Source organism: Limnoraphis robusta BA-68 BA1, assembly GCF_034932365.1.
GTDB classification, from domain to species: domain Bacteria; phylum Cyanobacteriota; class Cyanobacteriia; order Cyanobacteriales; family Microcoleaceae; genus Capilliphycus; species Capilliphycus robustus.
In genome coordinates, this window is record NZ_JAYGHR010000082.1 from 16580 (window position 1) to 28471 (window position 11892).

The following is an 11892-nucleotide window of genomic DNA, read 5'->3' on the forward strand; positions in this document are numbered from 1 at the left end:
TGATTAACCAACTTTGTTATTATTGACGCATTTAGCCTCAATTTCCAATGGCTTAAGAAGTTCTTTGGGTTTTTGGAGAAAATAGAAAATAGGATACAAACCGCAACACCCTTACAAAATCAAAAACCCTGTTGTGAAACCAAATCCATACAGAGTTGATTAACAACTGCTTCATCAACGGATTTGGGAAGGGTTGAAACGGCTTCGGCTTGATCGAGTTGTTGATAGAGTTGTTTTGCTATTTCCATCACTTCATCGTAGGAATATACACCTTTTTTGATGGCTAATAATTCCTCTGCATCTCCAGCTTCTCGACGATCAACAACTAAAATCTGAGTCTTTAAAACCTCTATTCCGGTTTTTAATAGCCGAATGGCTTGCATGGCAAATTTACAATCATACCCGACTTTTGCTTCCATTTTAGCACGTTCTGGATTGCGATTTTGTTTCCAACTTTGGTAGTTTTTGAATTCTAGAATCGCTCGTTGATACTGTTGACTTTTTTGCAAGAGTTGAATAAAGTCTGATGAACAGTTGGTGAGTTTCTGAGTTGTTTCTAATGTCTCATCAGGGAGGGAATGTTGTTTGAAAATTCCCTTGTAATCGATTTCTGATGTTAACAGATTATACAACTCTTTGGCGGGTTCTAGATATTCGATGCGATCGCGTACCAATAGATACAAGTATTCTAAAAAACTATTCATCTGACTGATATTTAGAGGCGGTGTTTCTCCGAGTCCAAATTCAGCCGCAGTCGGTTGATGTTGCGGGGGGTTCAGCAACCAACGGCGATGAGATTCTAGCTTTTTGATTTGAGCGTAACCATAACCGGAATAGGTTTGTTTAATTCGTTTTGAGAGGAAAGTTTGTCGATGTTGCTGCAATATTTTTCCGACTTCTGTGAGATGAATATAATCTTTAAACCACAGCAATTCTAAGATATTGGGATTATTATCAATGGCTAAATTCAAGAACTTTCTCAATTCATAAATACAGGTATCCTTAGAGAGATAAGGAAACTTTTCAGAGGGGGTTTTATCCCACCCTTTATCTTGTTGTTCGATTTGACTTAACCCCAAATAATAGGGTTTTGTCGCAATGAAAATCCCTCGGTAGTCATAATCAGAGGTAGCCGTTTCTAAACCATAACCCCGTGAACCTGTTAAGGCGATTAAAATGGTTCTCTTTTCGATTTCTTGACGATTCATTAATTTTTTAAATGATTTTTTCTAATCCGTAGACTGATAGGTTGTACCATCAGGTAGGGTGACATTTTGCATGATATTGTTATGTAATTCAGCACGACTCCAATTTGCCCCTTTAAAGTTTGCTCCACTCATATCAAGATAAGTTAAACAAGCGAATTCTAACTTAGCATTGATCAGAGTTGCTTCTACCAAACAGGCTTTCTCTAAGTTGCTGACTCTCAAATTAGCCCCTCGAAGATTGGCTTGGTTTAAATTAGCAGAATTTAGATTAGCTTGGCTCAAGTTAGTATTCGTCAAGTTGGCTTTACGGAGAATAGCTTGCTGAAGTTGAGCGTATTGAAAATCAGCATTTTCACAGCTTGTATTCTCTAGAATAGCAGAATTAAGTTCGGCTTTTCGGAGATTTGCATTTTTTAAACTTGCATCGGTTAAATCACTAACAATTCTCGATTTTGATGGATTTTCTTTATCTAAATAGGGATTAAAATTAGCTTCCTTGAGGTTCGCTCCATCAAGATTAGCCGCTTTTAAAGAAACGCCTTGCAAATTGGCTTGAGCCAAGTTAGCATTTTTCAAATTAGCCTGATCAAGTTGAGTGAGTTGAGAAGAAAAACATCCCAGATTTGTAGATTTTAGATCCGCATTTTCTAAGTTCGCTTGAGTTAAGTTACTCCCGGTGAGTATTGCGAAACTTAAATCGGCTCCTCGCAAATCACTTCCACTTAAATTAGCATTTTTTAGGTTTGCTTTTTTGAGGTTAGCATTTCTAAAATTGGCATTAACGAGGTTGGCTCCTTGAAGATTTGCTTCTTCTAAATCTGCTCCCGCTAAATTGGCTCCAGCGAGATCAGCTTGCTGTAAGTTTGCTTTTGGAAGGCTACTATTTTCACCCCGTTTCGTCTTTAATATCTGACGAATGGGATCAAGAATTTCGAGGTTCTGATTTTCGGGTGTTTCAGGTTTTAAGTTGAATGAAGGTGGAAAGTTAGGTTCCGAAAGACAAGCGTTCATTATGCACACCTGGGGTAGAGTTGAGAAGGCACAGTCTCAAAATGGGACTATTAGCCTTCTACTTGTATATATCTCCCAAGTTGAACCTCTTATGCAGACGGAACCCGTTTTTTGATGATTATTCAGGATTAAACCCAAATGGGGGTAAGGTTTCTTGAATTTCTGAACCGAGGCTAACGGTAACGATGAATTTTTCCTCTAAACTTCCAATAACCGCCGTGAAAATATAGGGATAATCATCGTCTGGATTTAAGTTTTGTTCCACTAAAATCTGCGTCTCATCACTGACTCGTAACTGAACTTGATTGGGTAAACTCATCCGAGAAGGTGTTCCTAAAATCAGCAATAATTTCCATTCTCGAACCGTATTAGAGTCTAATTCCCAAGTTAAAGCATACAACCGCAAAGCTGTTTCTGCTAGTTGTAAATCCCGATAAGCACCTTTCGCTTGAGTCGGAATTTCTATGTCTTGTTTTTGAAGTTCCTGCACAATCTCTTCAAATTCTTCGGAAGCAAATCTCAAACTCCGCATGGCGGTGGCTGGTGATAATTCAGGAACAAGAACCCAGGATAATTCACTGGCAAAATGATCTAACTCATCTCGTAACCAACGCCCCAGATTCATGGCGGGTTCAGTTAATAATGTCAGGAGATCAGAGAGGTAATTATTTTGCGTTTTAACCAATTCTGATGAACTTGTTTCAGCTTCTAAATTCGTTAAATTTTGAACTTGATAAACCCATCGTAAAAGCTGAGGATTGGTGAGTATTGCTATTCCTTGTTCCCAGGTTAATAGATTCCAAAGTTGAGAGGTTGACTGTCCGTTTTCTGCTTGAAGTTGGGGTAAAATAGCTTGTAATTCTGCTTTTTGAGCGGAGAGTGAATTCTGACGATTAACCGCTTTAGGTAACGCAATGGCTGCGGGTTCTAAACAACGGAAATAGAGGAGTAACTGATCGGTTTCTTGTTCAAACCATTGCAGGGGAATTTGATATGTCCAGTCTAAATCAGGTTGTAAATTAACGTTAGCTTTGGCTGCGATTAAATCGGGATAGGAAATAAAGCCAGAAATACTAACCGTTTCCAGTTCTTCTTGAACTTCGACTAATACATAAAATTGAGCCGCATACTCAGGTAAGTCTAAAACAGCTTGAGGAACAGTAACGACTTCATCAAACAAGCTACCGACTGTAATCAGACACACCTTAAATTGATTAACTTTTAAATGACAAACCGCTTCAATGCTATTACTAATTTCAGGATTAAAAACCGAACATTTTTCTCGATTAACTGTAAAATCTTCGCCTCGTTCTTCTAACCAATTCTCAAACCCAAACAAAGCCAAAGCGTTTAAATAAGTAAACCATTTTCGAGATTCATTCTGAATAGCATTACTGAGGTTGATCGCTTGATTGATTTGATCGTTTGATAATGTAACCGATTCGGGAGAGAAGGTTTCAAAGCCGAATTCTAGTTCTGATAGTAGAGATGAGTTATTCATTTTGGTTTCTCCTGATTACTTGAATTAACTGTTTGAGTTGATCTGATGTACCGCCCAGTGTTATTGTAATACAATTAAATAGCATAGAGTTATAAGGTGAATTCCTTTAACAGTTAAACTGACAATCGAGCTGCTTACAAAGTCGCTGAGAAAACAGACTTTTTGTGGAATTATCTTGAGAATTATGAGATTCTGATTCGGCTTCTTGAATAATCTGATTAATCTGTTCATCGAGTGCTTCTTCAACTTTTTTATCTAGATTTTTCAAACGTTGAGTATCAGTATAGTTTTTAGCAAACTCAAGAATGCGATCGCGTAACTGAATTAATAATTGTTGTCTAACATCGGCTCTAAACTCCTTTAAGTTTAACAAACGAGTGACCTGATATTGGGCTTTCAGTCCGAGTTTTTTGGCAATTTCTCCCATCGACTCTCCTCGACAATGAAATAGACTCAACGCTTTTAAAAATTGTTCTGACTTTTCCTGACTTTTCCGCTTAAATTGCTTGCATCTTTGCTCAGTCACCTGTACAATTGTTGCATCTAAACAGGACATCAACTGCTGACGGTACTGCTCTAAAAACTCCTCTTGATTGTCATCTTTTTCGGTCGGCTTTATGTCAATCAATTGATCTATCTTTTCATCAAGTTCTATCGGCTTAATCGGGAATTGACCCCCTCGAACATAAATCCGATAATCTCTTAATTGAGTTGCAATTTCTTGGAGGCTTTGAGCGACAATCTTCGCGGAAATCGAGAGATTCAATTGAGTTTTTAGGAAGTCAGCCATTTGTTCATATTGTTCAGAAGTTGGAGGTTGACATAGCCTTTTAAATCCAGTTTGGCGTTGTTGAAGCCGTTGACTGCGATAGACACTGTGATAACTTGATAAAATGTGACTACTGCGTTGAACTTCTAAAGGAGTCAATTGATAAACCTCAGACAAAATTCGTTCAAGTTGTTTGGGTCGAGTATCGTTCAAAATCGCCCAATTACTGATCATATAAATTCCCCGTTCCAGCAAAAATGCGTTCAATTCTGGATGGAATTTAACTCGTCGATTGGTCCAGGTGGCTAAACTACTTTGTTGGGGGTCAAAACTTTCGAGAATTTGTCGGGCTAAGGACTGATAAGCTGTGTTTTTGCGGTTTATTTCTCCGGCTTCATCGAGAACCAAAGGCAGCAAATCACTACAACTAACGCCGTATTCATCCCTATATTTGGCTTCGAGGTTCAAGCAGACTTGCTCGATTTGCCAAGAAATATAACACAAAAGACAGAGTTGAGCATTGATTGAATTCAAATTGGGATGAGGAAGCGTTTCGGGTTCCCGATACCATTGAGTCAATTTTTGCTGAATTTCAACATCTGAGATGTCTGTGCGAGTCGCCCACTCTGGAAATACTGACTGAAAAAATGACTTAGCCGAGGGGATTTCAGAGATTTTTCTCTGTCCCGAACTTTCGAGTTTGACTAATTTCCAGTATTTTGACGCAGTAGCCATTGAGATTCAAGTTTTAGTTGGCGATAGTGAACGATCAACAGACTCATTCCTTGATCAATTATTTCATCTGCTTTGCTTTGTGAGTGTTGTACTGGGGTATTCCCCTCTACTAATACCTATTTCTAGGCACACTCAGCCTATGCACTCTGCCTCAGAGTTTAACAAGCTGATCGGATTTAGGCAATCAAAACATCAGGATTCGCCGTCTGTGTCAATATTTGCTCGACTTCCCCAACCGTTAAATTGGGGTTCGCACTCAGCATCAACGCCGCTACACCCGCCACATGAGGTGCAGCCATCGAAGTTCCATCTGCCAGGCTATAACTGTTGTAAGGTATCGTAGAATAGACCTCTACACCAGGAGCCACAACGTAATCGAGCGGTATCCACCCTGCCTGATTAGAGAAATCTGCAAACTGATTGTTAATATTAGAAGCGCCTACTGCAATTCCCCAGTCTGTTGCGTACCCTGCCGGGTATTTAGGGGAAAACCAATAATCGTTTCCAGCCGATGATACCACAACAACTCCATTCTCTGTTGCAAACTGAACGGCTTGTTGGAGTGGTGTCAAGTCATTGTAATAATCATAATAACCCAGACTCATATTAATCACGTCTGCACCGTTATTCACCGCATAGTAAATCCCAGAGGCAATACTATCAATTCCAAGCTGATCAACAGTCATTGTTACTCGTATCGGCATAATTTGAGCATTCGGAGCAACTCCAGTCATGCCAAATTCATTGGCTTCAGCAGCAACAATTCCAGCGACATGAGTCCCGTGACCATCAAAGTCCATCGGAAAGCCATTATTGTTCAAAAAATCCCAACCGATGATATCATCTGTATAACCATTGCGATCATCATCAAGACCATTACCCGGAATTTCATCAATATTTTGCCAGATTCTACTATCAAGATCGGGGTGAGTGTAGTCAACGCCTGTATCAAGCACCGCTACAACAACGCCTTCACCTGTAAAACCTTGAGTCCAAACTTCAGGAACGTTAGTGGCGTTGAGTTCCCAAGGATAATTCGTATCGAGAACATCTGCAAAGGGAACAGGAGAACCAATTCCCCGACTAACCGCAGCAGCAGCATTAACTAAACCATAGCCATCGACTGAATTAAAACCGGGGACTGGCTCAGTTGTAGAGAGAGTCAGAGTATAGGGCGTATCACCACTGTATTGTTGAACGTTAACATAGTAGGTTCCGGGCGGTAAATTTGCTGAAATATTCTCGGGGAGGCTACCGCTTTGAATAAAAGAGTTAATCACCTCACCATAATCAACAATACCATTACTGTTGTAATCGGCAATCAGTTTTAAATCAGCATCAGCGATTAAACCATCCAAAGAAAGCGTCAGATCTTTAGGACTGTTGAGTTGAAGGCGATAATAGTCATCTAGATCAAACGTTCCGACTGAATCATTAATGATTTGAGTTCCTTCTAATACACCCAAATCTTGAGCCGTTATTAAACTATCATTAGAAATTAGTGGCGTGTCGGGAAATATAAGTTCATTGCTCAGGCTGGAACTGATCGATGATAATTGTTCACCTGTGAGTAAATCAACGCTGGGGTGAGTTTGTGGGTAGTCGGAGCGATGATCGCCCAAAAACTCAGGAATAATAACAGGTTCAAGGCTTTCTAGAGTGGGGAATTGAGACATTGAGGAAACAAAGCCATCAAGGTTCTCAGCGCCCGTGATGTCATAGAGATACAATCCTGAAAAATCTGTTTGAGAGTCAAACATCTTAGTAAGCGTTTCCAACCGCCATAAACTTCTATCTGTTCTTATCTCTGGCGGTGGGGAACTTATGCAAAGCTGTTGGTTAATATTAAAATCAACGCCAAGATCCTGCTGATAAGGATTTAAAATACTGTCGATAGAGTTCACAGCTAACGGTTGCTTGATCACCATCTAGATGAACTAGCCCCATACTCTTCAGTTTAAAGGCTTGTACTTGATCGAGTTGAATGGGAGTTTGGGCGGTGAGAACTTTTTGATAGGCGATCGCTAAATCAGGATGTTGTTGAATACACCAGGCTTGACTATGCAGATGATGGTGATAAATTCCTGTATCATGGGTTGCCGTTTCTAGTAATGTTTGGACATCGATTTGACAACGGACACTTTGATAGAAAGCCAGTCTGACGAGATAAGGAAATCCCCCCAGCAGATCCATCAATTGCGACAAAACTGAAGCCGATAGATGGAGTCGATGACGCAGAGCCAGATCTAGCACTTGTTCGCTGTTAAAAGGCGGTAACTCAACGGAGTAGTAACCGATGTTAAAGGGAGATTTATTCAGTTCGAGAGGAATATAGACTTCTCTTGAGTTTATCAGAAGTAAACGCAGTTTTTGCCACTCATTAATATCTCGGGTTTCTTCATGCCATGAGCGCAATAGCGCAAATACATCTCGGGTGAGTGAGGGATAATCAAAAAGTTGATTGACTTCATCGATAGCCAGGATGATCGGACTGTTGATTTTTTGGAGCAAATAACCCTGAAAATAGAGGGTACAACTGACTAATGCTCCCATGTCTTCATCCCAATATTCATCAAGTTGTGGATCTAATTCTAGTTGTCGGGCGGTGTTAGCGCACAACCAGCGCAAAAACTTTTCGGTTGAGGTGAAGACTTTGCTTTCTGCTTGGTTTAGACTGAGCTGTACAGTTTTACATCCTTCTCCTCTTGCTTTAGCAAGCATTCTCACCATTAGCGAGGTTTTACCCATTTTGCGAGGTGCTTTGATGACGGTTAGGGAGCGAGGCTTGTGAATTTCTTGATAACAGCTAGATTCAATTGGCGATCGCTCGATGTAAAATTCAGAAGCGAGGGGAACTTGTCCTTCGGGAGATTCTACTTTTAGCGCATCCGAGATTTCTACAAACTTTTTCCCATTAATACTTCCTGAATTGAGCAGTTGTTTTTCGAGTAAAAGGCGACAGTTGATTTTATTGACCTTTTCACCGATAACTTCTGACAGCAGATGCCATAACTTGGGAGCGGCTCCATTTTTGAGGTAGCTTGGAGAATAACCATTTTCCACCGCTATTTGATCGTAGGTCTTTTTGATATCCTGCAACGATTCCGTTAGGATAGTTTTGTGGATATAGCTCAAAGAACTCCCTGTCCGAATACTTACCAAGGTATCGGCTAGTTCTACAATTTCCTTAACACCCATTCCCCAGAATAAACTCTATGGTTTTCTTATTCACCCAGTATAGCCGCATCCTCTAGATATTTTAATTTTTGGCTACCATAATCTGAATATACTCAATCTTATACGGGACGACTCAGGTGATCGTTATAGATCGCAATTTTGTTGAACAGGGTTTTGTTGTTACTGCACTTTTATTATCGGTGATTGGGAGATCCTATAGCATTTAATAGAAAGAATTAGGTATTTTCATCCATGTTTTCCAGCTTGATCAAAGTCTTTGATCTATTAGGATTCCTTGGAAATAGAGCAGTTGACGCTTTTCTCAGTCCTTAAGTTTTATTGCTGAAGATGGATTGATGCTCAAAATCTCAAGTGTTAATGGAGGTTATGAACTCTAAGTTCGAGCTTTTCTCACCAGTAGATTGTGTAGGGTTTTAAAAGTTAAGCTGATGATTTTCAGAAATGGAACTGGCGGCGTGAAAATTATCACCTTAGCCAGTTCACCTCAACAAAACCAGTCACCCTACCAATATGACAAGAGCAACATCCATCGACAATACATAAAGTTAGTCTTTTGCTCAATTTCATAAGATAACATTATCAAATCACATCCAATGCCGTTTGTAGATCCGATATTAAAACATCCTAAAATCTACTCGGGAAGTCACTTCTAGCACTTGAGGCTAATCGTTCAACTCCAGTGAATGGGATCTAAGCGAAATCTCTTTTCCCTCCGCTTTACCTACTGTTGCTGCAAAAATATTTTGAAAATCAAATTTCCTTTGCTCAGGAATTAATATACATAGATTCTGCAATTTGTCAACATCCAAAGTTAGTTATTTTCAGAGCCGATGTTGGGATAAAGCTGAATCTGTATCGAATTTGATAGTTGAGGGAAAGAACAAATTGTAGAGTACAAATAAATGCCAGGAGTTGGAATTATGGCTAATGTTGTCTTCTATGAAAAACCGGGATGTAAAAATAATACGAAGCAAAAAGCCTTGCTACAAGCCGCCGGCCACAATTTAGATGCTCGCAGCCTATTAACTGAGTCTTGGACTCCCGAAAAATTACGTCCTTTTTTCGGCGACTTACCTGTAACAGACTGGTTTAATCGCAGCGCACCTCGGATTAAATCCGGTGAAGTTGATCCAGGTCAAGTAGATGCAGAAACCGCCTTAAATTTAATGATAGCCGATCCTCTGTTAATTCGTCGTCCTTTAATTCAAGTGGGAGAGATTTATCGAGTCGGTTTTGATCAAGATAGTATTGCAGCTTGGATTGGTTTAAATCCTACCAGTTCTATTGCTGAAGACTTAGAAACTTGTCCCCGTTCTCACGCTGAAACGCCTTGTAAGACTTCCGCAGATTAAATTTCAACTCGGTGAGATTGAGAATTTTTTGGGCGCTTTAGTTTGCGCCCTCAATTATTTCAGACTGTTTCTGTTGCTATTTCCCACCATAATAAAACGCGATTTCTTTGGGTTTGAGCGGTTCAAACTTCGCATCAGCTAACATTTGATTGAGTTCTTCTTGGGGAATATGTTTCGCACCGATGCGGACAATACGCGATCGCATTGAATTCGATACACCACTGCGCTGTCGTCCAGCTTCTAAAGCCATCACTTTATTGTAGAGATCTAATTTATCTTGAGGAATGGGAGTTCCGTCTAAATCAATTCCCTCTGCGATCGCTTGATCGACTGCATCTGCGCCTTGGGTACTTGGAGTATCTGATTTCATTTTAGGAGACCTATTCAAGAAAACTCAAGCTTGAGTCCGAATTTTACCAAGTTTATTTTATCAGACAAGTTCCCCAGTCAGATTAAAAGCCCACCTTGGGGGTGAGCTACGTGGAATATTACGCTCGGTATTGCTGGATTGTTTCTATACTAGCAGTCGAGTTTGCTGATCGTTCGTATAAACATATACTGAGTCGTATTTTTTGGCTCTTTCGTTTAATTTTGATTCAAGTTCTTGATTGCCCCGTCTCGAATGAATAACGTAATGTTAATTAAATCCATCCAAAGAAATAAGTCATTATCACTACTTTTTATCAAAAGAAATAAAAACTTAAATCTCTCAAAAAAATTAAGTCAATTCTCAGGTTAACTTAAGGTTAATGTATGATGATGTAATTAAAAGAAGTTAATCCTTTGAGGAAAAACACCATGAGAAAGTTAATCGGTTGTATTACATTGGCTTTTGTGGGATTGAACCTAAGTTTACCCGCCCAAGCTGTTCGAGTCACCCAACAAGATATCGTCTGTTATTTTAAGTACAAAAATGGTGATAATGCTTGGGTACTCGATAGCGCAGGAGCAACAACACTTGCAGGTGCTAGACGCTTTACTAGACAGATTCTTCAACGAGAGCAACGTTTAGCGGATGAAGCGGGAGAAGAACTGCAAGTGGTGTATACGGGCTGTCGTGATCCCTATGGTCACAATTAACTACGACGATAAAAATATCATTGAGTGACGAATAAATTCTAGTTCAAACAGAGTCTAATAGAATGATGTCGTCACTAGCTGTAAGTTTTTGCTGAAAAAAATTAACTTCAATTTGGCGATCGCTTCACAAATGACACCTGCCAGATTACAATTAACACAAGGGACAAATAAGATTCAGATTAAAATCGCTAAAATTTAGGATGGAACATGAAACTCTCGCAGCAACAACTCAATACATTATCCACTTGTCCGCGTCGGTTTCAATACACCTACTTAGAGCAACTGATTTCCCCGCTTTCCCCCGAACAAGAAGAAAGACTTGCATGGGGAAACCGCTTTCACCTGTTAATGCAGCAGCGAGAATTAGGCTTACCCATAGAAAGTTTAGTAGCTGAAGATCCCTCACTCGGTGACAATTTAACTGCATTAATTCAAGCCGCCCCTGAGATTTTTAATTCTAATTTTAATTTTAATCCTGACGTTCAAACTTTTCGAGAAGCGGAACATCAACGCATTCTCAACTTTCAAGATCATCTGCTGATCGGGGTTTATGATCTATTAATCGCCGACAATAAAACCGCTCAAATTATTGATTGGAAAACCTATCCTCGTCCTCAAAATTATGGTCATCTGATCAAAAATTGGCAAACGAGGCTTTATCCCTATCTTTTAGTGGAAACGAGCGATTATTTACCCGAACAAGTTTCGATGACCTATTGGTTTGTCAAAGGAAACGAAAATTCCGAACCGGAATTTATCAAATTATCCTACAATAGTCAACAGCATCAACAAACCCAACAGGATCTCAGCCAACTGATCACCCAACTTGATTATAATCTCCAACGCTACGAACAAGCAGAACCCTTTCCTCAAGTTAACCTTTCAAAAGGAGAGTGTAAATCTTGTTCTTTTGCCTTGCGTTGTCAGCGAATTCAGGAAACGGATGATCATTTTTGGGAATTCAACGTTAACAAACTGCCAAATCTCGCTAAAATAGAAGAAATTCCCATCTAAATCTCAAAGATATTTTCTCTCCAA

General features: G+C 39.7%; 10 protein-coding genes. 3 read left to right on the top strand and 7 right to left on the bottom strand.

All coding sequences use genetic code 11. From position 1 onward, the window contains the following. Positions 1 to 119 precede the first annotated feature (119 nt). The 6 genes from VB836_RS24105 to VB836_RS24130 form a co-directional block, all read right to left on the bottom strand. Positions 120 to 1208, bottom strand: a complete 1089-nt coding sequence (locus tag VB836_RS24105; RefSeq protein ID WP_323223271.1) for a nucleotidyltransferase domain-containing protein — start codon at positions 1206 to 1208, stop codon at positions 120 to 122. A 21-nt stretch (positions 1209 to 1229) separates the two neighbouring features. After that, on the bottom strand, positions 1230 to 2219 hold the full coding sequence (locus VB836_RS24110; RefSeq protein ID WP_323223273.1) for a pentapeptide repeat-containing protein: 990 nt from the start codon (positions 2217 to 2219) through the stop codon (positions 1230 to 1232). A gap of 118 nt (positions 2220 to 2337) precedes the next feature. After that, entirely contained in the window at positions 2338 to 3720 is a 1383-nt protein-coding gene (locus VB836_RS24115; protein WP_323223275.1) for a DUF1822 family protein, read from the bottom strand. 106 nt (positions 3721 to 3826) lie between these two features. After that, the gene (locus VB836_RS24120; protein ID WP_323223277.1) at positions 3827 to 5224 is read right to left on the bottom strand and encodes a hypothetical protein; all 1398 of its coding nucleotides are present in this window, start codon (positions 5222 to 5224) and stop codon (positions 3827 to 3829) included. Between the two features lie 176 nt (positions 5225 to 5400). Beyond that, positions 5401 to 6984, bottom strand: a complete 1584-nt coding sequence (locus VB836_RS24125) for a S8 family serine peptidase (RefSeq protein ID WP_323223279.1) — start codon at positions 6982 to 6984, stop codon at positions 5401 to 5403. Between the two features lie 91 nt (positions 6985 to 7075). Further along, complete coding sequence (locus tag VB836_RS24130; protein WP_323223281.1) at positions 7076 to 8422, bottom strand: AAA-like domain-containing protein; 1347 nt, start codon at positions 8420 to 8422, stop codon at positions 7076 to 7078. Between the two features lie 920 nt (positions 8423 to 9342). Between VB836_RS24130 and VB836_RS24135 the strand changes: the two genes are divergently transcribed. Then, on the top strand, positions 9343 to 9774 hold the full coding sequence (locus VB836_RS24135; RefSeq protein WP_323223284.1) for an ArsC/Spx/MgsR family protein: 432 nt from the start codon (positions 9343 to 9345) through the stop codon (positions 9772 to 9774). Between the two features lie 76 nt (positions 9775 to 9850). On the opposite strand, the gene VB836_RS24140 is transcribed toward VB836_RS24135, so the two are convergent. Next, entirely contained in the window at positions 9851 to 10144 is a 294-nt protein-coding gene (locus tag VB836_RS24140; protein WP_046280219.1) for a small RNA NsiR4-regulated ssr1528 family protein, read from the bottom strand. A 428-nt stretch (positions 10145 to 10572) separates the two neighbouring features. Here VB836_RS24140 and VB836_RS24145 point away from each other — a divergent pair, with 428 nt between their 5' ends. Next, positions 10573 to 10854: a hypothetical protein gene (locus tag VB836_RS24145; protein WP_046280218.1), complete on the top strand. Its 282-nt coding sequence runs from the start codon at positions 10573 to 10575 to the stop codon at positions 10852 to 10854. A 207-nt stretch (positions 10855 to 11061) separates the two neighbouring features. Continuing rightward, a complete protein-coding gene (locus tag VB836_RS24150; RefSeq protein WP_323223287.1) occupies positions 11062 to 11868 on the top strand; it encodes a PD-(D/E)XK nuclease family protein in 807 nt (268 codons plus the stop codon). Positions 11869 to 11892 lie beyond the last annotated feature (24 nt).

Coding starts and splice junctions, on each gene's coding strand:
- VB836_RS24110 (WP_323223273.1), bottom strand. CDS start 2,219: ATGAACGCTTGTCTTTCGGAACCTAACTTTCCACCTTCATTCAACTTA.
- VB836_RS24145 (WP_046280218.1), top strand. CDS start 10,573: ATGAGAAAGTTAATCGGTTGTATTACATTGGCTTTTGTGGGATTGAAC.
- VB836_RS24115 (WP_323223275.1), bottom strand. CDS start 3,720: ATGAATAACTCATCTCTACTATCAGAACTAGAATTCGGCTTTGAAACC.
- VB836_RS24140 (WP_046280219.1), bottom strand. CDS start 10,144: ATGAAATCAGATACTCCAAGTACCCAAGGCGCAGATGCAGTCGATCAA.
- VB836_RS24150 (WP_323223287.1), top strand. CDS start 11,062: ATGAAACTCTCGCAGCAACAACTCAATACATTATCCACTTGTCCGCGT.
- VB836_RS24120 (WP_323223277.1), bottom strand. CDS start 5,224: ATGGCTACTGCGTCAAAATACTGGAAATTAGTCAAACTCGAAAGTTCG.
- VB836_RS24130 (WP_323223281.1), bottom strand. CDS start 8,422: ATGGGTGTTAAGGAAATTGTAGAACTAGCCGATACCTTGGTAAGTATT.
- VB836_RS24125 (WP_323223279.1), bottom strand. CDS start 6,984: ATGTTTGACTCTCAAACAGATTTTTCAGGATTGTATCTCTATGACATC.
- VB836_RS24135 (WP_323223284.1), top strand. CDS start 9,343: ATGGCTAATGTTGTCTTCTATGAAAAACCGGGATGTAAAAATAATACG.
- VB836_RS24105 (WP_323223271.1), bottom strand. CDS start 1,208: ATGAATCGTCAAGAAATCGAAAAGAGAACCATTTTAATCGCCTTAACA.